15 protein-coding genes are annotated in these 23,224 nt (G+C 65.6%); 5 read left to right on the top strand and 10 right to left on the bottom strand.

The features are described from left to right. Positions 1-108 precede the first annotated feature (108 nt). Together AB5Y80_RS08365 and AB5Y80_RS08360 are read left to right on the top strand one after the other, a co-directional pair. Entirely contained in the window at positions 109-408 is a 300-nt protein-coding gene (locus AB5Y80_RS08365; RefSeq protein ID WP_010672856.1) for a hypothetical protein, read from the top strand. A gap of 152 nt (positions 409-560) precedes the next feature. Next, positions 561-2,120, top strand: coding sequence for a PAS domain-containing methyl-accepting chemotaxis protein (locus AB5Y80_RS08360; RefSeq protein ID WP_042864414.1), 1,560 nt, complete (start codon positions 561-563; stop codon positions 2,118-2,120). Between the two features lie 96 nt (positions 2,121-2,216). On the opposite strand, the gene AB5Y80_RS08355 is transcribed toward AB5Y80_RS08360, so the two are convergent. Then, the gene (locus tag AB5Y80_RS08355; protein ID WP_368172791.1) at positions 2,217-3,437 is read right to left on the bottom strand and encodes a DEAD/DEAH box helicase; all 1,221 of its coding nucleotides are present in this window, start codon (positions 3,435-3,437) and stop codon (positions 2,217-2,219) included. A gap of 146 nt (positions 3,438-3,583) precedes the next feature. Next, complete coding sequence (tpx, locus tag AB5Y80_RS08350) at positions 3,584-4,084, bottom strand: thiol peroxidase (RefSeq protein WP_010672853.1); 501 nt, start codon at positions 4,082-4,084, stop codon at positions 3,584-3,586. Positions 4,085-4,338: 254 nt separating this feature from the next. On the opposite strand from tpx, the gene AB5Y80_RS08345 reads away from it, so the two are divergent. Then, complete coding sequence (locus tag AB5Y80_RS08345; protein ID WP_368172790.1) at positions 4,339-6,774, top strand: zinc/cadmium/mercury/lead-transporting ATPase; 2,436 nt, start codon at positions 4,339-4,341, stop codon at positions 6,772-6,774. A 193-nt stretch (positions 6,775-6,967) separates the two neighbouring features. Here the strand turns inward: AB5Y80_RS08345 and pulA are convergent, their stop codons facing one another. After that, positions 6,968-11,020, bottom strand: coding sequence for a pullulanase-type alpha-1,6-glucosidase (pulA, locus tag AB5Y80_RS08340; RefSeq protein WP_323882534.1), 4,053 nt, complete (start codon positions 11,018-11,020; stop codon positions 6,968-6,970). A gap of 261 nt (positions 11,021-11,281) precedes the next feature. On the opposite strand from pulA, the gene AB5Y80_RS08335 reads away from it, so the two are divergent. Beyond that, positions 11,282-11,683, top strand: coding sequence for a hypothetical protein (locus AB5Y80_RS08335; protein ID WP_182935785.1), 402 nt, complete (start codon positions 11,282-11,284; stop codon positions 11,681-11,683). A 15-nt stretch (positions 11,684-11,698) separates the two neighbouring features. Here the strand turns inward: AB5Y80_RS08335 and dmeF are convergent, their stop codons facing one another. Continuing rightward, positions 11,699-12,640, bottom strand: a complete 942-nt coding sequence (gene dmeF / locus AB5Y80_RS08330) for a CDF family Co(II)/Ni(II) efflux transporter DmeF (RefSeq protein WP_041214513.1) — start codon at positions 12,638-12,640, stop codon at positions 11,699-11,701. A gap of 71 nt (positions 12,641-12,711) precedes the next feature. On the opposite strand from dmeF, the gene AB5Y80_RS08325 reads away from it, so the two are divergent. Continuing rightward, positions 12,712-12,987, top strand: coding sequence for a metal/formaldehyde-sensitive transcriptional repressor (locus AB5Y80_RS08325; RefSeq protein ID WP_041214512.1), 276 nt, complete (start codon positions 12,712-12,714; stop codon positions 12,985-12,987). 28 nt (positions 12,988-13,015) lie between these two features. Here AB5Y80_RS08325 and bcsC read toward each other — a convergent pair whose 3' ends face one another. The 6 genes from bcsC to bcsR are packed head-to-tail and all read right to left on the bottom strand — an operon-like array spanning position 13,016 to position 23,223. After that, positions 13,016-16,456 carry a cellulose synthase complex outer membrane protein BcsC gene (bcsC, locus tag AB5Y80_RS08320; RefSeq protein WP_368172789.1) on the bottom strand — a complete coding sequence of 1,147 codons (3,441 nt, stop codon included), beginning with the start codon at positions 16,454-16,456 and terminating at the stop codon, positions 13,016-13,018. Beyond that, positions 16,441-17,550 (bottom strand): cellulose synthase complex periplasmic endoglucanase BcsZ, encoded by a 1,110-nt coding sequence (bcsZ, locus tag AB5Y80_RS08315; protein ID WP_234922326.1) that lies wholly within the window; start codon positions 17,548-17,550, stop codon positions 16,441-16,443. Before bcsZ ends, bcsC begins: the two co-directional genes overlap by 16 nt. Positions 17,551-17,553: 3 nt before the next feature. Next, a complete protein-coding gene (gene bcsB / locus AB5Y80_RS08310; RefSeq protein ID WP_201895087.1) occupies positions 17,554-19,779 on the bottom strand; it encodes a cellulose biosynthesis cyclic di-GMP-binding regulatory protein BcsB in 2,226 nt (741 codons plus the stop codon). Continuing rightward, the gene (bcsA, locus tag AB5Y80_RS08305; protein WP_368172788.1) at positions 19,776-22,343 is read right to left on the bottom strand and encodes a UDP-forming cellulose synthase catalytic subunit; all 2,568 of its coding nucleotides are present in this window, start codon (positions 22,341-22,343) and stop codon (positions 19,776-19,778) included. Before bcsA ends, bcsB begins: the two co-directional genes overlap by 4 nt. Continuing rightward, positions 22,340-23,002, bottom strand: a complete 663-nt coding sequence (gene bcsQ / locus AB5Y80_RS08300) for a cellulose biosynthesis protein BcsQ (RefSeq protein WP_368172787.1) — start codon at positions 23,000-23,002, stop codon at positions 22,340-22,342. Before bcsQ ends, bcsA begins: the two co-directional genes overlap by 4 nt. Beyond that, a complete protein-coding gene (gene bcsR / locus AB5Y80_RS08295) occupies positions 22,999-23,223 on the bottom strand; it encodes a cellulose biosynthesis protein BcsR (protein ID WP_010672842.1) in 225 nt (74 codons plus the stop codon). The genes bcsQ and bcsR overlap by 4 nt, the downstream gene beginning before the upstream one ends. Position 23,224 lies beyond the last annotated feature (1 nt).

The raw sequence follows: 23,224 nt of genomic DNA, 5'->3' as shown, positions 1-23,224 counted from the left end.
CCGGGGAGGGGTCGGGACATCTGACCCCTCCTGGCACTGTTCCTGTTCAAGTTCCCGGCATAAAATGCCGCCTCTTTTCATTCATCAACCCCGTGATCCGATCCTGCCATGCGTGCTCTGCTCCTGATTGCCCTGTTTGTTGCCCTTCCCGCCAAGGCCGCCGATGAAACCGAATGCCGCCAGGCCTTCCTCGAATGGATGTTGAGCCAGCAGAAGCAGTTCAGCGACCGCAAGGCCAGCAAGATGGAGCGGCGCAATGCCGAACGAGCCATCGATCAGGCCCGGGATGCCTTCGCCAAGCAGGAGAGTTTCTGCCAGGCCATGGCCTGGGTCGCCAGCGCAGAAGACAATGACCCCCGCTTCAAACCGAGGACGGGGGAGATCCACGACTTCACTCCCCGCGGCTGAGCCCGCCATCTACGACTTTTTTCAGCCTTTCCCGTGTTGATTTATTGACCCAAGCCAAGGTGGTGTAACAGTCCGCATCTACAATGACGCCGTAACAATCACAAATATAAAAAATAACTTTATCAGTTACTTGGCTCATTCAGGATGCGCACATGACCACAACCCGGCACGAAGGGGAGATCCGTTTCCCCGATCACATCTCACTGATCTCGACCACGGATCCCGCCAGTCACATCACTTATGCCAACCAGCACTTTTGCGATGTGGCGGGCTACAGCGCGACCGAAATGGAAGGGGAGCCCCACAATCTGGTCCGCCACCCCGACATGCCCAAGGCCGCGTTCGCCGACATGTGGCGCCGCCTGCAACAAGGTAAGAGCTGGATGGGGCTGGTAAAGAACCGCGCCAAGAGTGGTCAGTTCTACTGGGTCAACGCCTACGTCACGCCGATTCTCAACGATCAGCAGCAGATCATCGAATACCAGTCTGTCCGCACCCGTCCCCAGGATCACGACATCGCCTGGGCAGAGCAGCTCTATGCCCGGATCCGTGACGGCAAGGCACTGCCCTGGCTGACCCGGCTGACCCTGGAGCCGGGGCAGCTGTGTCTGCTGCTCTCTGGCACCGCCCTGCTCGGCATGGGGGCCAGTCTGGTCACCGGCCAGCCGGGGTGGGGCGTCATCACCCTGCTCTGCTTGCTGGCCCAGATGGGGCATGGCTGGCATCTGCAACGGCGGCTGGCCAGACTGCTGGCCATGGCGGGCGAGGAGCAGGGCAGCGCCCTTTGCCAGGTACTCTATGCCAGGCGTCAGGACAGCCTGGCCGCCCTTGAACTGCTGCTGCGCATGAAGAAGGCGGAGCTGCGCGCCGTGGTGGGTCGCAGCGCGGACACCAACCAGCAGATCCTGCAGGCGGCGGAAGATGACAGGGGGCATATCCAGACCATAGACACTCACCTGCAACAGCAGCGGGCCCAGAGCGAGCAACTGGCGGCGGCCATCACCCAGATGAGCCAGTCCATCCGCGATGTGGCTGACAATGCCCACCAGGCCAATGCGCTGGTGGGCGAGGTCCAGCAGGTGTCCGCCAGTGGTCAGCAGGCGCTGGCCACCACCCGGGATTCGGTCGACAGGCTTCATCAGGAGCTGGACGCCAGCCAGGGCGTGCTGGCGCGCCTGACCCAGGACAGCCAGAAGATCAACGGCATTCTGGAGGTGATCGGGCAGATTGCGGATCAGACCAACCTGCTCTCCCTCAATGCGGCCATCGAGGCGGCACGGGCCGGTGAACAAGGGCGCGGCTTTGCGGTGGTGGCCGACGAGATACGGGCCCTGGCCCAGAAGACCCGCAGCTCCACCGGCGAGATAAGCGACATGATAGGGGCGCTGCAACAGAGCACCCGGCAACTGTCCGATGGCATGGAGCAGGGGGCCCAGACATCAGTGCTCTGCCAGCAGCACATGGGGGCCACCGCCGAGGTGCTCGACCAGATCAACCGGATGCTGGCCCGGGTGACCCACACCAGCGACGAGATAGCCCAGGCGGTGAGCCAGCAGGCGGATGTCACCAGCACCCTGGATCAGGGGATCCACCAGATCCACCAACTGGCGAGCCACACCGCGGACAACAGCCGTCAAGCCCTCGATGGCATCACCTTGCTGGTGGAGCGGCTGCAAAACCTCTCCCGCCTGATCAACCAGTTCCACGACTGACCCCCTTGCCGTGTAGTTTGGCGCGCCCCCGGGCGCGCTGCCGATCTCTCCTCTCCTTCACGACGACAGGCTCCCGCCGGGGGCAAGAAGTCCGTCTCAGGATTTGCCCTTGAACTGCTTGATGCTGCGCTTGCCCTGGGTGCGACGGTTCGCCTGCTTGTCTCTTGGCGCCCGTTTGCTCTCCCCGCTGGCGGGTTTGTCGGTCACCGGGAAACCTGCCAGCGCCGCCAGGGGCAGGGGCCGACCGGTCAGGGCCCGGATCCCCTTGAGCGCCTCCCCATCCCCGTGACAGGTAAGGGAGATGGCCAGACCGCTCTGCCCGGCACGGGCGGTACGACCGATACGATGCACGTAGACGGGGGCATGGTCCGGCAGATCCAGATTGATCACCACCGGCAATGCCTCCACGTGGATGCCGCGCGCCATCAGGTCCGTGGCCACCAGCACCCGCACCCTGCCCTCCTTGAAATCCGCCAGCGCCTGCTCCCGCGCGGCCTGATCCTTGTTTCCGTGCAGGACCGCCACCGTCATGCCAGCCCTGGCGAGTTTCTTGGCCACCCCGTCCGCGTCGTCCCTGGCACTGATGAAGACCAGCGCCTGGGGCCACTCTCCGGCCTCCAGCAGGGCGATCAGCGCAGGCACCTTGCTGCTCCTGTTGACCAGATAGAGCCGCTCCTCGATGTCGCTCACCAGGCTGTTGAGCGGCTCGGCCTCGATGCGCACCGGATCCTGCAGCAGGCCAGAGGCCAGGCTCTCCAGCTCGACCGGCAAGGTGGCGGAGAAGAGCATCTGCTGCCGCGCCTCCGGCATCGCCTTCATCAGCCACTGGATATCGGGCCAGAACCCCATCTCCAGCAGGCGATCCGCTTCATCCAGCACCAGCATGCGCAGGGCACCCAGCCCCAGCGTCTGCTGGGCCAGCAAGTCCCGCAACCGTCCGGGGGTCGCCACCAGCAGTTGGGGGCCGAGAGCCAGTTCCCGCTCCTGCCACTCCTGGGCCACCCCGCCACACAGGGTCAGAAGGCGCACCCCCAACCCGTCGGCAATCTCCTGCAGGGCGGCGCTCACCTGGCTTGCCAGCTCCCGGGTGGGGACCAGTACCAATCCCTGTACCCGGTCGCTGGCTGCGTCCAGCCTCTGCAGCAGCGGCAGGCCGAATGCCAGGGTCTTGCCACTGCCGGTCCTGGCCAGGGCAAGCAGATCCCGTCCTGACAAGGCAGCAGGAATGGCTAGCTGCTGAATGGGGGTCGGTTTTTCCAGCGCTGCGGGCAGCAGGGGCAACAGGGCGGGGGCAAGGGCGAGTTCGTCAAACGTCATGGGGATCGCAGATACAGGCTGAACGAGGATGTGGAGGCGAAGTCTAGCCAGACCCACCCCATAAGTAAAAGGTTCGGGAGCGCAATAAAAACGGCCTGCCCCGTGTGAACGGGGCAGGCCGTCAGGCAATCAGCCTGTGGCGCGACTTACAGAACGGCCAGGGCGGCGGCGTAGTTCGGCTCGTCGGCGACTTCGGCCACCAGCTCGCTGTGCAGCACCTTGTCGTGCTCATCCAGTACCACGATGGCACGGGCAGCCAGACCCACCAGCGGGCCGGAGGAGAAGGCCACGCCGTAGTCCTGCAGGAAGGAGACACCACGCAGGGTGGAGAGGTTCACCACCTTGTCCAGACCCTCGGCGCCGCAGAAACGGGCCTGGGCGAACGGCAGGTCGGCGGAGATGCACAGCACGACGGTGTTGTTCAGGGCGCTTGCCTGCTCGTTGAACTTGCGCACGGAAGTGGCGCAGGTCGGGGTGTCGACGCTCGGGAAGATGTTCAGGATCTTGCGCTTGCCGGCGAAGGTCGCCAGGGTCGCATCGGACAGATCGCCAGCAACCAGGGAGAAGGGCTTGGCCTGCTCACCGGCAACGGGGAAGTGGCCGGAGACGGAGACGGGGTTGCCTTGCAGGGTGACGGTATTGCTCATGTTAGGTCCTTGATGATTGATGTGGGATCCAGGGTCCCCAGTATAGGCCCGCCACGGGATGACAAACACCCGCTAATGAAAGGGATTTGGCATCCCTTTGCGTCCCTCCAGCTCCAGGGGCAGATCAGCGGCCACGGTCATGGTCCCGGACAAAGAGGAGAAGAGGACTTGACCTTGGACTTTACACCAAGGTTTACACTCGGCTCAGTCATCCAGGATCCCGCAGGGGCGGGATCCCTCAAGAGGAACGCATCATGAGCAAATCCTGCTGCAGCCATCAACACGCCGCTGCCCCCATCAAGGCCGTCAGCAAGGCCGCCACCCCACAGGCCGGGCACAGCCACACCAGCCACTGCTGCGACAACGCGACACAGGCCAGTGGTGTCGCCAACCCGACCCGCCACGATCATCAGGGGCAAAGTGGCGCAGACGGCCCGGGGGATGAAGAGCCCCCCAGAGGCGCTTGCGCCACCGACACAGCCCACGACCACGACCACGACCACGACCACGATCATCATGAGCAGGGGCACGCCCACACGGCCGCCGCGACCGAGCCGCCGCTGGCTACCCCCGAGCAGAACAGCCGCCGCCATAGCTGGCAGGTGCTGGGCATGGATTGTCCCAGCTGTGCACGCAAGATAGAGACCGCCGTCAGCCGGGTGGAGGGCGTACAGCAGGCTCGGGTGCTGTTTGCCACCGAGAAGCTGGTGGTGGATCTGGCCCCCGGCCTCTCCCCCGATCCCGTTACCGCCGCCGTGCTGGCCGCAGGCTTCCAGCTCAAAGGAGGCGCTCAAAACACGGCTCGCAGCGAACCGGGCCGCAGCCCGCTGATGCAGAGAGTCAGCAATCTGCTCGCCAAATATTGGCAGCCCCTGTCGCTCGCCGGATTGATGGGGGTGGCGGCCCTGCTGCCGAGCCAGATCGGTCAGCCGCTCTTTACCCTGGCCACCCTCTGGGGGCTGTGGCCCGTCGCCCGCAAGGCGTGGGCACTGACCAGAAGCGGCTCCCCCTTCGCCATCGAGACCCTGATGACGGTCGCCGCCGTGGGGGCCCTGTTCCTCGGCGAAACCGCCGAAGCGGCCATGGTGCTGCTGCTGTTCATGCTGGGGGAACATCTGGAAGCCTACGCCGCTGGCCGCGCCCGCGCCGGGGTCACCGCCCTGATGGCGCTGGTGCCCGACAAGGCGCTGCGCATCCGCACCACTGCCGAGGGCGAGGTACGGGAAGAAGTCGCTGCCGACCAGCTGCGTCCCGGTGACATCATCGAAATCGCCCCGGGTGCCCGCCTGGCCGCCGATGCCCGCCTGCTCGACCCCCTCGGCGCCTTTGACGAGAGCGCCCTGACCGGCGAATCCATCCCGGTGGAGCGCCGCCGGGGTGACAAGGTCCCCGCCGGCAGTCTGGCGGCGGATCGGGTGCTGCGCCTCGAGGTGGTGTCCGAACCCGGCAACAACGCCATCGACCGCATCCTGCATCTCATCGAGGAGGCCGAGACCCAGCGCGCCCCCATCGAGCGCTTCATCGACCGCTTCAGTCGCTGGTATACCCCGGCCATGATGCTGGTCGCCCTGCTGGTGGTGCTGGTACCGCCGCTCGCCTTCGGCCAGAGCTGGGACGAGTGGGTCTATCGCGGGCTGGCGCTGCTGCTGATCGGTTGCCCCTGCGCCCTGGTCATCTCCACCCCGGCGGCGGTCACCTCGGCGCTGGCGGCAGCCACCCGGCAGGGGGCTCTCATCAAGGGGGGCGCCGCCCTGGAGCGCCTCGCCCACATCGATACCCTGGCCTTTGACAAGACCGGCACCCTGACCCTGGGCAAGCCGCAGCTGACCGAACTGGTGAGCCTCAATGGCCAGCCTGAGGCCGACCTGCTGGCACTGGCGGCCGCCATCGAACAGGGCTCCCACCACCCGCTGGCCCGCGCCGTGGTGACGGCGGCCAGTGAACGGGGCCTCAACCTCGCCGCCGCCCAGGATCTGCGCGCCCTGCCCGGCATGGGGGTAGAGGGTCGCATCGACGGTACCCTCTGGCAGTTGCTGGCACCGAGCCGGGTCGCCACCCTGGATGCGGCGATGCAGGCCCGGGTCGCCACCCTGGAGCAGCAAGGCAAGACAGTGGTGGTGCTCGGTCAGCCTGACGTCGCCCCGGCCGCCCTGCTGGCCCTGCGCGACCAGATCCGGCCGGAGGCGGCTGCGGCGCTGCAAGAGCTGAGCGAGCTTGGTCTCAAGAGCATCATGCTGACCGGTGACAACCCCCGCGCCGCCGAGGCGATCGCCGGCGAGCTCGGCATGGGCTGGCGCGCCGGCCTGCTGCCGGAGGGCAAGGTCGATGAGATCGCCAAGCTCGGCCTCAACCAGAAAGTCGCGATGATCGGCGACGGCATCAACGACGCCCCGGCCATGAAGCGGGCCAGCATCGGCATCGCCATGGGAGGTGGCACCGACGTGGCGCTGGAGACCGCCGATGCGGCGCTGACCCACAACCAGCTCGGCGGGGTCGCCGCCATGATCCGGCTCTCCCGCGCGGCGCTGGCCAACATCCACCAGAACATCGCGCTGGCGCTGGGGCTCAAGGCCATCTTCCTGGTCACCAGCCTGCTCGGCATCACCGGCCTGTGGATTGCGGTGCTGGCCGACACCGGCGCCACCGCCCTGGTCACCGCCAACGCCCTGCGCCTGCTGCGAAAACGCTAGGCCGACCGTTAACGGTACAACCAACAGCCGCCCCAACGGGGCGGCTTTTTTATTGCCTCGCCCACAGCAAAGAAAAAGCGCGGCTGCCGGTCGGCAGTCGCGCTTTGCTTACTCTCTCGGTGTTATCCCGCCCTTGGCGAGGCGGAATTCAACCCGGGGCTGCCGAGCCAACCCCGGGCTCGATGGGAAAGACTTACTTGGCGCTGCACTCCTGGATGATGACGCTGCCCACCTCGCCGGAAGTCTGAGTCGGGTCAACCTTCACCAGGAAGCTCCACAGACCCTGTTCCAGCGTGATGCTGTTGTTGCCCATGCCACCGTCGCCGTGCTGGAGCGGGTAAACCTGCTCGGGCTCCAGTGCGATCAGGGTGCCACCGGCATCCTTCACGAAGAACTGCTTGCTCCAGTTGACATCGTCGTTGGCAAACTTGAAGTCAAAGCTGCCCGCGTAGTTGAAGGCGGCCTGGTAGATGGCGAGGTTGCCTTCCATCCCCTTGTAGCTCAGCTGGTAGGCCGGTTGGGCGTTCCAGTCGCTCAGACTGCCGCGCACATAGAGCGGGAAGCCGAGCGGATTGCCCGCGACGGTATCCAGCACCTTGCAGCTCTGCGCCGGTTCGGTGTAGCTGACACTCAGGGTGGGCTTGTCCTTGTTCATGGCGGTGAAGACAAACTTGTAGGTGCCAGCCTTCTCCACGTTGAACGGCAGATCCCCGCCATTGGCACAGAGCGTATTGACCTGGCCGGTCGCAAGCTGGTCGGTATCGCTGCACTTGCCGTAATTGACGGGGCCGCTCCACTCGTTGCCAGCGATCTTCACCTGGGTCGACCCCAGCTGATCCGCCGTCACCTCGGTGGTGAACTCATAGGTGAAGTTGCCACTGAAGTTCATCTTGTTGACCGGATCCCACTGATTCAGGAAACCGCGCACGAACACCTCGGTGTCACCGAAGGGAGGCAGTGTGCTCAGATCCGTCTTCTTGCTCACCGGCAGCCCCGCGCCCTGAGCACCGCTCTGCGGCTTGACGAACACCGCCGCCGACCAGGCGCCAAGGGTCAGCTGACCGCTGTCATTGGCCGCCCCGCTGGCGATGCTGTCGGAGTCACGGTGGGCACCGCTCAGGACCATGCCGGTCAGATCGATGGGCTGATCCTTGCCGTCACGGAAATCGCCGATGCTCTGGGGCTGATTGGTGGCGTTGATCATCACCACCAGGCCGTCGATGGCCGGATCCAGATCCGCACCGGCGCCCACCCCGTCATCCACACTCATCACGATGAGACCCGGGATCTGCTCAGGGCCGGTGTTGCGGAAGTCGACCCGCTTGATCACCTCGGCGCCGCTGCCAAGACGCAGCAGACGAGAGGATTGACGCAGTTCGGAGAGCTCCTGGTAGAAGTTCACCATCTGATGCATCTCGGCCGAACCCGGCTTGGCGTGCTGGCCGAGCACCTGCTCGATCAGCTCGTAGTTGGCCTCGTCCTTGTCCTTGCGCGGCAAGCCCTTGTCGAAGTTGTTGTCGCCAAGGGTGTAATCGACCCGGTTGTACCAGTCACCGGAGTCGTAGCTGTCCCGCTCCATGGACTTGGAGCGCAGCAGTTCGACACCCGCGTGGGTGAAAGGAATGCCCTGACCCAGCATGGCAGTCGCCAGAGAGACCCCCTGCATCCGCACCAGGTCGGCCCCGGCGGGTGCCTTGTACGCCAGGTTGTCGAACAGGGTCTGGTTGTCGTGCTTGTCGACATAGTTCTGGATTTCGGTCGGATCCTGGGCATAGCCCGCCGGTTGACCGTTGTAGTCGATGTCGGAGCCTTTCTTCGGAATGCCGTCCTTGTCGGTCAGCACGAACTCCTTGAGGTTGCCCGCCATGCCGAGGCGCACCAGATCGGACTGATGCAGGGCGGTGGCGAGATCGACGCCGTCCAGCTCGTTGGCATCCACCAGGGCGCCGTTGCCAAAGCCCTGGGTCTTGCGAATGGCTTCGCCGCCGTCGAACGGGCTGCCGCCGCGCACCGCGTCACGCAGCCGGTCGGAGAAGGAGCCGATGCCGGTACCGGCCAGATGCTTCTGGGTCGCCTGCACGAAGCGCTTGTCATCCTGTACCTCACCGAAGTTCCACCCCTCGCCGTAGAAGTACATGTCCGGATTGACCTTCTTCACCTCGGCCAGGGCCTGCACCATCTGATCTTTCGGGTGATGGCCCATGAGGTCGAAGCGGAAGGCATCGATCTTGTAGTCCCGTGCCCAGGTGACCAGGGAGTCATCCATCAGCTTGGCGAACATGGCGTGTTCCGGCGCCGTGTTGGAGCAGCAGGTGGAGTTTTCCACCGAACCGGTCTCCGGATTGAGGCGCTGGTAGTACCAGGGCACAATCTTGTCGAGCACGGATTTGGACCCGAGACCCGCTTCGTTGGTGTGGTTGTAGACCACGTCCATCACCACGTTCATGCCGATGTTCTGCTTGATGGCCTGCACCATCTCGCGGAACTCCTTGATCCGGGTCGTCCCCTCCGCATTGGTGGCGTAGGAGCCTTCCGGGGTGGTGTAGTGGTAGGGGTCATAGCCCCAGTTGAAGGAGTCCACCCCGCGCAGATAGCCGTACAGCTCCTGCACCACGGGGTTCTCCTTGCTGTCGCTGGCTTGCAGATCACCGAGCACGGCTTCGATGGTCTCGCCGCCACCACAGTGGCTGGCAAACCTGGAGTTCTTGACCTCGGGATTGACCTCGCACAGCTTGCTGAAGTCATCGCCGATGTTGGCCACCTTGGCCGGGTCCTCGTTGACGGTGGCGATGTCGAACACCGGCAGCAGGTGCAGGTGGCTGACGCCGCTCTTGGCCAGGGATTTCAGGTGTGTGACGGGCACGCTGTCGCTGTCGGTCAGCCCGAGGAACTTGCCGCGGTGCTCCACCGGCGTCGACTCGTCGTTGCCGGTCAGATCCCGGACGTGGGCCTCATAGATGGTGATGTCGGCGGGGTTCTTCTGGCTGTGGGGCGCCTTGAGGCTGTCCCAGCCTTCCGGCTTGAGGGCCGGATCGTCGAGATCCACCACCTGGCTGAACTCGGAGTTCATCGCCAGGCTCAAGGAGTAGGGGTCGGTCACCTGATAGGATTCCAGCTTGCGGCTGACCGGGTGATAGACCTGGATATCGTAGCGGTAGTATTTGCCGACAAGATCGCTGCCCCCCTGCACGCTCCAGCTGCCGCTGGCCTCGTCCAGGGTCATGGCGCGCTCGCCAAGCGACTTGTGCTGCTCGTCGAACAGCGCCAGCTTGACCGACTTGGCGGTCGGTGCCCAGAGCCGGAAGGTGACATTGCCCCCCTCCACCACGGCGCCGTAGGCCAGCTTGGTGGCCGCCTCGCTGTAAAGGGCATCGAGGGCACCGGCACTCTGCACCAGGGTCGCCCCCTGCAGGATGCCGTCCGCATCGGTCCCGATGGCGACCAGCTCACCCTTGAGCAGGGGCTTGAGATCTTTCCCCGCAGGCAGGGCGAAGGCGGCGGCATCCTTGAGGTGCGGGTATTTGGCCTGCTGCTCTTCGGTCAGGCTGGTCGGAGTCAGCTTGAGGTAGGGGAAATCGAATACACCCTCGCTGTTTGCGGTGATGGTGCCTGACTCTGTGTAGTAGAGGCGCACATAGGGCTTGTCCTTGCCCCCTTGCCAAATCAGGGTGTTGTCGTCGATGAGGTGGGCACTGGCCCCCGCCACGCCGAAAGCGGCGGTGAAGGCTTCCGCCCGGCTGCCGAAGATCTCGTTCTTGCCGGCGACGATGGCCACGGTGCGATCCGGGTGATCGCTGAAGACCACCTTCATGTCGCTGCCGGTCAGGTTCGCGAGATCGCCGTTGCGGGCGATGAAGTTGATGCAGCCTTCCATCTTGGAGAGCGGTACGACCCAGGCCGGACCAAAACTGTCCGCCGCGGACGGCGTCTTGCTCTTGTCATCCCAACCTGTGTTGAGGCCGCCCTCCGAGGTCGAGTTGCAGGCATCGTTGTTCCACAGGTGCAGGCTGTGGCTGGCGAACGGGCCGGTGACACCGCGCGCCGCGCTGGTCTGGGTATCCACCAGGGCGATGACCGCTTCGTCGGGGCCGGCCGTCAGCAGTTCGGCCGGGGGCTGGACGTTGGGAAGACGAGCGACGGGCTCATCCTGAGGGGCAGGAGCAGAAGAACTGTTGTCGTTACAGCCTGACAAAAGCGCGAGCAGTGAGGCTGTTACCAGCGCCACTTTGGTCTTTTTCATATCCATTTTTTTATAATTCCCGCTGTAGTTAGTCTCGATATCCGAGTACCCGGTCATTGCCGAGCGGTGCCATATTAATCAGCGGGAATTGCCGTAAATGTGAGCGGATGGGCAAAAAAAACCAATCCGCATCAACAAGATAACGTTTTCATAACGAAAGTTAGATCGCGCTCACAGACCTGGCACCGCTTTCGGCCCATACCAGCGTGAAGAGGGGAGCGAGTGACGAAATCAATGTCCAATCAAATGGATAGAGGGGGCTGGGTGATGAAACGGATTGAGGAGCAGGCCAGGCGGCTGGACCAGGAGTATCAGGGCATTGCCCAGTTGTTCGATCAGTTCTGCCAGCAGGCCGGCGTGCTCGCCGAACGCTATCACTTCTTCAACTGGCCGGATTATGAAGAGAGCCCGCCCCTCGCCCGCGCCTTCACCCTGCTGGGGGAACCACGGGAGCTGCGGCTGCGCTGTCAACCCGGCGAGGGGGGTTCCCTGAACGGCCTCCTCCAGGTGTGTGGCGAGGAAGGCAAGGTTCACGCCAGCCTGAGCTTTCATGCCGACGGCCACCTGCTGCTGGAGCCGGGCCGCCTGCTCGACGACCCGCCGGGACTGCTGCTGAGGCTGATGCTGGGCTCCCTCTGGCAGGATCAGGGGAGCGAGCCTCCCCGCTGACGCCCGCCAGGGGCGTCAGTCGGCAGACACTTCGATGGTCAGGTGCACCAGCTCCTCGTGGATGGCGAGGCGCTCGCGGATCGCCTGTGCCGGGACCGGGGTCGCCATCTGCAACGACATCGCGGCGGCATACTGCGTCTGCCCCACCCGCCAGACGTGAAGATCGCGGATCTCGGCGCCAGGCAGCTCGGCGATCACCTCGCGGATCTCGTCCACCAGGGGCGCATCCATCTCCGCATCCAGCAAGACGCGCCCGGTATCACGCAGCAGCCCCCTGGCCCACACCGCCACCAGCACGGCCCCGGCGATGCCCATCAGGGGATCCAGCCAGTCCGCCCCCCACAACATGCCTCCCACCAGCGCCACAATCGCCAGCACCGAGGTGGCCGCGTCCGCCAGCACGTGGAGGTAGGCGGCCCGCAGGTTGAGATCCTGATGGCCGTGGTGGTGATCGTGCGAGTGGTCGTGATGACCGTGATGGTGGTCGTGACCATGGTGATGGCCGTGATCGTCCCTGAGCAGCCAGGCACAGGCCAGATTCACCAGCAGGCCCAGCAGGGCAATGCCGATCGCCTGCTGATAATGGATGGGGCTGGGGTCCAGCAACCTGGCCACCGACTCGAACAGCATCAATCCCGCCACCCCCACCAGCAGCAGGGCGCTGCTGAAGCCCCCCAGCACCTCTATCTTCCAGGTACCGAAGCTGAACCTGTGATCCCGCGCGAAGTGGCGGGCAGCGCGATAGGCCAGCACCGAAAGGCCGAGGGCCAGGGCATGGGAGCTCATGTGCCAGCCGTCGGCCAGCAGCGCCATGGAGTTGTAGAACCAGCCCCCACCGATCTCCGCCACCATCATGACGACGGTGAGCAGCACGGCCCAGCGGGTCTTCTGTTCGGCCAGGGGATTCCCTTCGTGGACGACGGGGTGGTGGCAGTGGGATGAAGCGAGGGATGGCATGGATTTCTCCTGAAAACAAGGATGCTATATACTATACCCCAGTATAGTTTTATTGATCGAGAGGATCCTGCATGTCACACACGGTTCACGACAAGAAGAAGCTGCTGGCACGGGTCAGGCGCATCAAGGGGCAGACCGGTGCCCTGGAGAGCGCTCTGGAACAGGAAACAGACTGCGCCGCCATCCTGCAGCAGATTGCCGCCATCCGCGGCGCCGTCAACGGCCTGATGCTGGAGGTGCTGGAGGGACACATGCGCGAGCATCTTGGCGCCGAGGAGGCAACCCATGCCGAGCGGCTGGAGGATCTGGATCAGGTGGTGAGGGTACTGCGTTCCTATCTGAAATAAGGGCGCCCGGTGATGACGGGCGCCCCTGTCAGTCGAAGTCCGCGTAGGGAGTGAGAGGCCTTGGCGGCATATCGAGATCCCCTTGCCAGGGCTTGAAGGTATAGCGCAGGAACAGGGTGACATGGCTGGGGGCATAGTCATCCGCCTGCTGGATGTCCACCCGGCCACCGATGCGCCAGTGCTCCGTCAGCCTGTGTTCCACCACGCCATTCAGGGTGTAGCCGAATCCACTGCTACTGCCCCCTTTCACAGGCGCATTTCTGTCTGGCAAACCGCTTGGCAACAGGCCTTCCAGCGGGTAGCGGCGACTGTCGTCGGTACGGGCGTAGGACCAGGATCCCGATCCCCCCAGCTCCCACGACCAGTCCGGGGTACGCTGCCGGTAGCTCACCGGCACCGAGAGCGAGAAGTACCCCTGCGGGCTGTAATACCCCCCCTGCCCCAGGGTATAGCCCCCCAGATCCTGCTGGTAGTGCCACAGCATGGTGCTGATCCCCACGCTGGCACGGCGATGGGTCTCGTTGACGAACTTGTAATAGCCCCCTCCCATGAGCCGGGTGCGCCAGTTGTCGGGCACGTTCTTGCCGGTCAGCAGGTGCTGCTGGGCGCTGCCCCAGAACCCGACGGCCCCTCCCAGATCCCGGCTGAGATCGAGGCGGACCCCGTTCGCCCGCACCCCGCCCCAGCTGATGCCCGTGCCCGGATCCACCGTTCCCCCATAGGAGAGCAGCGAGCTGCTGACGGGCCGACGCGAGAGGGTCATCCCCCACCCCAGCGTGTGCCAGTCACCGGTCAAGGTGGCGCCACCAACCCAGTCCACCACCTCGAAACCGAGGGGCGTGGTCCCCAGATCGAACGCCCAGGCCCCCCGCTGCCAGCCTGCCGCCAGGGTGGTCCCCCGGCTCTGCTGGTGCGCGTCCCCGCGACAGTCCCTGGCCGCACAGGTACCGAACTGCGCCCGGTAAGGGGAGTCCGGCAGATCTCCGGCATCCATGTCGACCAGTTCAAGGCGGCCGAAGGCGGTACCACCGGCCAGCGGCGTATCCAGTTGCGCCATCTGGGTCAGCGCCCGCAAATCCGAGTAGCCCCCGGTACCGCTGGAGCCCCAGTAATCGCTGTCGAGGGAGAAGGTGGTCTGGCTCTGCCGGTAATGCCTGTCGAGATCGCTGCGCAGGCCGGATGCCAGCCACCCCTCCCCATCCTGACTGCGGGCCAGCCGGGTCAGCTCGCCCCCCTCCAGATCCTCGCGGGGGGCCAGACCTGCGGCCACCAGCCCCTTGCGATCCCGCACCAGGGCCTCTTCCACATCATGCTCGGCAACGCGCTGGCGGGCGGCATCGCGCCAGAACAGTGCCGCCTGCTGGGAGGCCGGTTGCATCGCCACCAGGGGTTCGTAGTCGGTGAAAATGGCGCGGGCTGTCTCGCCCTCTCCCAGCGCCTGATAGAGATTGGCTACCCGGCGGTAGTAGTTGGCCCCCTCCGGGGGCAGCGGGCTGACCGGCCAGGCGGGCAGCCAGTGACGGGCCTTTGCCAGATCGCCCCTGGCCTGGGCCAGTTCGGCCATGCCAAGCCTGGCCTCGGGCTGTTGCGGCGTGCGGGCAAGCACCTCCTGATAGCGCTGCTCCGCCAGTGCATAGGCCCCCCGATCCGTGGCCCACTCCGCCAGCATCAGACTTACCTCTTCATCCGGCTGCAACGGCTGAAGCAGGCGTTCGGCCCCCTCATCATCCCCGGCCTCGTGACGCGCCCTCGCCCTGGCGAGCACCTCGTCACGGGCGAGGCGCTGATCCAGCGCATCCATATCCTGTGTCCAGCCGGACCTAGGGATGGCGGCCAGCACCCCTCTCGCCTCCACCATCTTGTCCTGCCCCGAGAGATAGAGGGCGGTGGCGTAGCGCAGGGTGGCATCCTGCGGGTGCGCCGCCAGCCGTTCCCGCAAGAGCCGCTCCCCGCTGCCAGCCTCCCCGAGGCGGGCCCGGGTATCGGCCACTCGATAGGCCAGCCACACCTCTTCCGGGGTCAGCGCAAGTGCCTGCTCGCGAAGGCGCAGCGCCGCCGCCACCTTGCCGGCCCGATCAAGCTGATCGGCCTCCTCCTGCAACAGCCCGGCCTTGAGCCGCCGCCCTTCGGCCTGCATCCCGGGGGTGCCCTGCTGCTCCAGCAGGGCCAGGGCACGTGCCGGATCCTGCTCCTTGTAGAGATCGAACAGGCGGGCCAGGGCCCGCTCCCGCGCGCTCCCCATGGCGAGCGCCTTGCGATAGGCGGACTCCGCGTCGGCATCGCGATGGCGGCCACGCTCGCTGTCTCCGAGCCCCAGCCAGGCTTCGGGTTCATGCCCATCCTGGGCGATGGCACGGCGATACAGGGTCGCCGCCTCATCCCACTGCTCCCGTTCCAGGGCGCTGCGCCCCTGGCTCACCAGCAGCCAGTAGCGGTTGGTAGCCAGCAGGCTGCGCCATTTGTCCTTGTCGGTCACCTCGGGGTGTGCCAGCACCCGTTCAAACTGGGCGATGGCCAGCGCTCGCTGATCGTTGCGGGAGTAGGCCTGCCCCAGGGCCCCCATGAGTTCGGGATCCCCCGGGTTGGCAGCCAGGGCACGCTGCAAGCGGGAGATGGAGGCACCACCTCCCGCCGTGCTTGCGAGCGCCGACTGGCGTGCGCGATAGGCAGGCGAGGCCCACTTCTCCTCCTGGGCCGCGAGCAGCTGTTCCGCCTTGGTGGTATCCCCTTCGCCAAAGAGCACCATGTACTCCTGCAAGGCAGCGATGCTCCCGGGACCGATGGGCAGGGATTCGATGTCCGCGAGCCAGATCTCGGCGGCCTCGTCCCGCTGATAGGGATCTCGCGCCATCTCGCGCAACAGGTTCTGCGCCCCCTGGCGCCGACCCTCCGCCAGATAGAGGCGAGCCAGCCCGCCCCGCACTCTGGGCTCACCCGGATATTGCCGGTTGAGTGCCTCCAGGGCCGCCAGCCCCTTTGCCTTCATGGCCGGGATCCGTGTCTGCAACAGGGCATAATCCACCGCCACGTCGAGATTGGGGGGCAAATCACCGGAGAACAGGGAGCGATAGAGACGCTCGGCCTCCTCCAGCCTGCCGGCGCTGGTCAGCAGCCTGGCTTGTTGCAGTTGCTGGCGCCTGGCCGGTTCGTTCAGGGCCAGGTTGGCCATGCCCTGACGATAGAGCGCAGAGTCGGGGTCTTGCTTGCCAAGGCGGGCCAGCAGTGCCCCGGCCTCCTTGACCTTGCCCTGGCGCAGGGCCTGACGGGCCTGGGCTGCCAGCAGCTCCGGATGATCGGGCTCAACCAGGGAGAGGGAATAGAGGCTGTTGCTGACGAGATCTTCCCGCCCACGGGCCTCGCCAATCCTGACCTGCTCCAGCAGCCAGGCCACCGGCTGTACCGTCCCTTGCGCCAGGGCTCCGCTCATCAGGCAGGCGAGCAGGCACCCCAGGGTCACTCTGCCTGACATGACTCGCTCCAATCCGGCTGCAGGGTACCGTCGGCGGCAAAGCGATAACGCCCCTGATCCCAGCCTGCACCGAACAGGGTCAGCACGCTGCCGTAGTAGGCATCCGCATCCAGCCCGTGATCGGAGACCTGCTTGCGCAAGGTGACCTGCGCCGGCAAGCCCCGTGACAGGGGCAGGAGGGCGGCGGCAAAGCCGCTCGGCCCCTTGCCCTGAACCTGACCACTTTGGCTGGAGACCCGCTCGGGCAGATGACCCGATTCGGTCAGCTGCGCCAGCATGGGGGCAAAGTGGGCCACCAGGGAAGCCCTGGCGGGATCCTCCTCGCTCAACATGCCGAGCCAGAGATAGACGCGGATGGCGTCATAGCCACCAGTGTCGCCCTTGTCCGCCGTCACCTGCCATCCCTTGTCGGCCTGCCAGTCCACCCAGTCCGGGGCAAAGCCACGGGGCGCACTCTCCTGCAGCAGCTTGGGCAAGAGGGCCCGCATCTCGCCCCAAGGCCCCTTGAAGGAGGCGAATCTGGCCAGCAGTTGTGGAGGCAGATAGCTGGGGTTGAGGGTCCAGCGTCCCTCTCCCTCATAGCCTTTCGCCCCGGGCAGCAACACGGGGCCGAGACCCGGCAGCGTGGCGACCTCCTCCCGAGCGATGCGGCGCAGCAACAGGGTGCCGAGGGCAGAGTAGCTGTGGTTGTCCCACAGGCGACCCGCCTCCAGCAGGCTGTAGGCTATCCAGAGATCCGAATCGGACGCGCTGTTTGCATCCAGCACACCCCAACTGCCGTCCTGCTGCCTGCCCCAGAGCCAGGATGGCAGGAAGCCGGTCAGATCCCCGCGGGCGAGCTGCCGCTCCGTCCAGTCGAGCAGGCGGGCAAAGGTCTCCCTGTCATCGTTGACCAGGGCGAAGAAGAGGGCATAGCTCTGGCCTTCCGAGGTGGTGATGCGGCGCCCCTCGGCAGGGTCGATGACCCTGCCCTCTTCGCTGATGTAGTGCTGGCGAAAGTGATCCCACTCCGGCCAGTGGCAGACGGCCTGCGCCGGGAGGGAACAAAGGGCCCAGAGGAGCAGGGCACCACAGACATTTTTCATCTGAGTCATCTCTTAATCTTCCTTCAGACGGCGGCGACTGGCACTGGCAAGCAGCACCCGCAGGCCCCAGCCCAGTACCAGCATGCAGAGCAGGGTCAGCCCGGCAAGACGCACCGGATAACGGGCAAACAGTTGCCAGAGACGCTCCCACCACGGCAGGTAGCCCACCTCGTAGCGATCCCCCACCACCAGGCTCTTCACCCCGGATTCCCGGATGATGGCCACCGAGCCTGCCACCTGATCGCGCAGGGTCCGGGTCTGCAGGGCATCATTGAGCAATGTGACCCCCGCCGGCCCATCCGCCAGCAAGGCCACCAGGCTGCGCTGATCATGGGTCGGCGATTGCAGCCCCAGGATGACGGCGATGGCCCGATTGCCCGTCATGCCCACCCGGGCCTGGGGCTGGCGATCGGCCATGGTGTGCAGCAGATCTCCCTTGTGCTGGCGGGTTGGCTCGTTGACCCAGCTGCGCGTGGATTGCAGCAGGGCATCGGGAGCCAGATCCCCTCGAAACTCCTCCGGCAGGGTGCCGATGAGCAGGGTATCCCGATCCGCGGTGCGCGCTCGCTCCCAGTCGTCCAGAACCTGCAGGGAAAGCGCCGGATACCCGGTCTCGGCCCCGATGGCACCGACGGCATCGAGCAAGGTGGTGATCTGCCCGGGATGGGGTCTGGCCGGCATGACAATCTGGGTGTCGGCGAGATCCGCCATCCGGCTGAACGGGAAGCCGGCATAGGCGAACGCCTTGAGGTCGGGCATCTCGATGAAGTGGCGATAGCCGGTGAAGTCGATGGTGGAGCCCTCGTCGATGCGCACCTGATGGGCTGGCGGCATCACCAGGTCGCAACGGCCATCCTCCGTTCCTCCCATGTATTGCTGGGCATACTCGAACGAGAAGCTCAGACTGTTGGCCTGGGTGGTCTTGAGCCCGGGCATGCGCAGCGCCATGGTGTCGCCGTCGTCGGCAAACCAGAGCGGCAGGGTCAGCAACCGCTCACTCTTGACCTCGCCGGGCTCGAGCGTGAACGACTTCATGAGCTGGCCGTTGACCCCCACATCCAGCCGGGAACCGTCGCGCAGGGTGGGCGAGGTGTGGTGATACTTCAGCTCCGTCCTGATGCCGTTCTCCCCCAGCAGATAGAGATCCGGCGGCAGGCGCAGCGTCAGGCTCATGGGCCACAGCGTGCGTCCCGTTGCCTGCAACTGGCCCGGGTACTCCGTGAGCTCATCAAAGCGCATCTTGCGATCCAGTCGCACCCAGTTCGGGGCGTCGTAGGGTTGACGCGGCGAGAGCGGCTTCACCTCGTCCACCATGACGCTCTGGCCACGCAGCATGACATCGCCTCGCGCCAGCCCCTGCACCGCCGTCAGCAGATCCTGCTGATCCCGCCCCAGGATCAGCAGCAGCTTCACATAGGGGTTGTCGGGGGAGCTGATCATGTCGATGGTGGGCCCCTTCACCTCGGGATAGTCCACCAGGAAATCGGGGCGCGCGTCATTGGTGGCAAAGATCACGGCGTTGCGATCCGGCAACTGGTTGATGAGCACCGGGAAATGCTGGCCCCGCCACTGGGCCTTGGTGCCGAACCAGGAGGCCAGCACCGCCGCCGCCTGCTGCTGCTCCGGGGGTACTGAGCCCGTGAACACCATGGGCAGAGTCAGCTTGCCATTGTCCCGCACGTCGAGGAACGGCATGGGGAAGAAGGAGAGCTCGTTGCGCACCGGCAGGGTCTGCAACTGCAGGGTCAGCTTGCTGTCCCGGTTGACGTTGAGCCAGAGGGTATCGCTCGCCGGGTTCTCGCACACTTTCTGATAGTGGCCAACGAAGCTCACCTTGAGGCGGTTGAAATCCTTGGCATAGCGGGGATCCAGCTCGATGCTGGCATGGGTCATCGTCCCCATCTGATCCTGGTTGAGAGCCGTCACCCCCATCAGCTCGTCATTGAGATAGACCTTGACCTGGGAGATGAGCGGCAGCAGGGAGGGCGATGGCGTGAAGTTCAGGTCCAGGGTGGCCCGGGTCACCACCTCGTCCCGCCGCACGGTGAAGTCGGCCAGTCCGTCTGGCGCATTGCCGCGCAGGGAGAGGGTGCCTGGCGATGACGCCATCTGTTCGAAGCTCATCCCCTGGGTGCGCACCGGAGCGGGAACGGGCGGCAGGGGGCCGACGGCCTCGGCGGCGGTCGCACCCTGCGCCATCAGCAGGAGAGGAATAAGGTAGCGTTGTGGTTTCATCATCCTTTCACTGTCTGTGAGGTCGGAGTCCCGGCCCGGAAATCTGGGGAGACGCGACGGGGAACGAAGGAGAGGAGCCAGCGAGCCAGCTTCTCGAGGAGGATACAAACAAAGCCGATGGGTGAGGTACGGGCCAGACGCCAGTAAGCCCCCCAGCCGAGCAGGGTAATGTCGATCAGGCTGTGGAGGGGGCGATCCTTGCCCAGACGCTGCTGCCACAGGGACCAGGTATCGGCCCGGGCGAAGGTGCACTGGATGAACTCGACATGCTGTGCCTGCGCCATGGGCTCCAGCTCCAGTCCCAGCTTGCAGCCGAACACCCGCTGCACCTTGGCGGCGAACGCCTGCTCCCGCTGGTCATGGCGCAGCAGCAACCAGACCCTCTCCTTGTCGGCCAGGGGCAGGGGCGCCTCGAGCAGCACCCCGACCCCCCCGTTGGAGTAATCCCTGACAGTACAGGGGTAGAGGTGACCGTTCGCCAGCCTGATGGCCGCCGGCATTACCATCTCCACCCTGGGATTGGCACGGACCTGCCGCGACTCGAAGGCCACCGCCAGGGCGCCGCCCAGTATGGTCATGTTGTAGAGGGTCCAGATCATGCTGAGGATCAGGGTCGGCACCTCGTCGGCAGGGCCGGTGCCGATGCGCCAGAGGCCGAACCCCAGCCCGCACAGATTGAGCAGGATCAGCAGCAGATAGGGGCGGGAGACCGACAGATCGAGGAACACCTCCTCCGTCATCTCCCCCTTGGCGGTCACGTTGAACGTCCCCTTGTGGGGTGCAAAGAGCGCCACCGTGGTCGGCCTGGCGATGTACCAGGCCAGCACCGTCTCATAGACCTCGCCCCAGAAGGAGTGGCGCACCTTGCCCTGCAACCGGGAGTTGGTCAGGGCGCTGTGGAAGATGTGCGGCAACATGTAGAGGGCGATGGCCGCCGCCGGGGCATAGATGATGTAGGCGTGCAGGATCAGGAAGGCGAGCGGCGCCGTCAGGAAGATGAGCCTCGGTATGCCCGAGAGGAAATGCAGCATGGCATTGAAGTAGCACAGCCGCTGCCCCAGCTTGAGCCCCTTGCCGAAGAGGGGGTTGTCCAGACGCAGGATCTGCACCATACCGCGCGCCCACCGGATGCGCTGACCGATGTGGGCAGAGAGGCTTTCGGTGGCCAGCCCCGCCGCCAGCGGGATCCGGATATAGGCCGAGGTGTAGCCGAGGCGGTGCAGCCGCAGGGAGGTGTGGGCATCCTCGGTGACCGTCTCCACCGCGATGCCGCCGATCTCGTCAAGGGCGGTGCGCTTGATGACGGCGCAAGAGCCGCAGAAGAAGCTCGCATCCCACATGTCGTTGCCATCCTGCACCAGGCCGTAGAAGAGTGCCCCCTCGTTCGGCATCTTGCGAAACCGTTGCAGGTTGTGCTCGAACGGATCGGCGGAGAAGAAGTGGTGGGGGGTCTGGACCACGCCCAGACGGGGATCCCGGTAGAACCAGCCCACCGTCATCTGCAGGAAGGAGCGGGTCGGCAGGTGGTCACAGTCGAAGATGGCGACCAGATCCCCGGTGGCCATCTTGAGGGCGTGATTGATGTTGCCCGCCTTGGCGTGCTCATGGGTCGACCGGGCCACATAGCGGATCCCGGCCTCCTCGGCGAAGTCGCGAAACGCCGCCCGCCCCCCGTCGTCAAGCAGCCAGATGGTCAGCTTGTCGGCGGGCCAGTCGAGCCCCATGGCGGCGTAGACAGTCCCCTTCACGATGGCGAGATCCTCGTTGTAGGTGGGGATCATCAGATCCACGCTGGGCCACTGGGCCGGATCCGCCGGCAGTTGTGCCGGGGGGCGGTGCAGGGGCCATGCGGTCTGCCAGTAGCCGAGCAGCAGCACCAGCCAGGCATAGGTCTCGGCGGCCAGCAGCAGCAGGCCGCAGGTCAGGCTGACGGGGTCGAACCAGTCGAGGGTCGAGGTGTAGCGCCACCAGATGTAGCGGCAGGAGATGGTGAGGGAGAGCACCATCATCATCAGCATGGGATAACGGCCCGGCACGGCGCGCAGGATAAAGGCCATGGCCGCCAACAGGAGGACGAACACCAGCTGCGCCTGCAGGGTGAACGGCTGGGTGACGCAGAGCAGAGAGAGGCTCCCGGCCACCACGCAGAGCAGCACGCTCTTCCAGCGTGCCTCGCGGGGCGTGGCCCTAGCGGCGGCCAGCCCTTTCTCCTCCTGGCGGGCCAGGAAGGCGCCGAGAGTCTGGGTGCCCCGGTGCCAGATCCGCTGCCAGGAGGCAGGCCAGCGCAGAGGGATGGGCTGTGGGCGACGCACTATCATCCAGAGGCTCTGCAACAGAACGCGCAGGGGATCCCCCACCCGGGGGTGCGTCAGCTGGGGATAGAGCCCCCGGGCATGGCCCAGCACCCATTGCCAGCCATGACGCTCGAGGGGGAAGATAACCCAGGCCAGCAGCCAGCCCAGTGTCAATGCGGCCGCCCCCGGGCGGGAAGCCCCCCGCTCGCGCAGTGCACCATAGCGCTGCGAGCACCAGAGGCCCGCAGCCGGCGTCAGCAGCCGCACTCTCATCGGGGCGCCTCCCCCTCTGCCAGACACCAGGTCGCCAGGGCGGCCAGCTCGTGGGCAACCAGACTGGTGGGGGCATAGCGGCCGACCGGCAGCTTGGCGGCCATGGCCTCCGCCATGGCTTCGTCCCTGTGCAGATGAAGATTGAGCAGAGGGAGCCCCCCTGCCAGCCAGAGATCCAGCAGCCCCTGCTGCAGGGCCCGCTGGCTGGAGAACTGGGTCACCAGCAGACGCTCATCGGCCGCCCAGGAGTGGCGATGAAGCCGCACATGGCAGTTGGCATCCGCATTGACCACCAGCAAGCGCCTGCAGGGGATGACGGGGGCCATGCCCCGGGGCAGATCCAGCAGCACCAGATCATAGCCATCGATCCCCGCCAGCCACTCGGCTGACGCCCCCTCCCCCCCGCCATGGGAGAGCAGACCCAGTCCCTCCTCCCGGCGGTGAAGCGCTCCTCGCCACTCCCGCGCCGGCTGGGTCAGCCGGCTCCAGCCTCCCGGATCGTCATGGGGCAGACCAAGATGGATGCCAAGCTGGTTGTCCGGGCAGAGATCCACCGCCAGCACCCTTGCCCCCTGCTCATGGGCAGCCTGGGCCAGTCCGGCCACGATGGCGGTGGTCCCCACGCCTCCCCGGATCCCCTGCAGGGCGATCACCTTCATGCAGACCTCCCCTCGCCAGTCCCCTCGGGCCCTTTCACTGCCACCTCCGCCAGCAGGGGGAAGCGTGCGCACAAGGCGGCGAGCCGCTCCCTGGCGGCAATATCCTGGTAGGAGAGGCTGACACCAAAGGCCTGCTGGACCATGGCCACGTCATTGATTACCGTGCCCTCCACCGGGACACCGAAGGGGGTTTGCATGTCTGATTGCCGTTCGCTGCGCATC

Source organism: Aeromonas sp. R2-1 (genome assembly GCF_040908425.1).
Classification (GTDB): domain Bacteria; phylum Pseudomonadota; class Gammaproteobacteria; order Enterobacterales; family Aeromonadaceae; genus Aeromonas; species Aeromonas caviae.
This window is presented reverse-complemented; position numbering and strand designations above follow the sequence as displayed.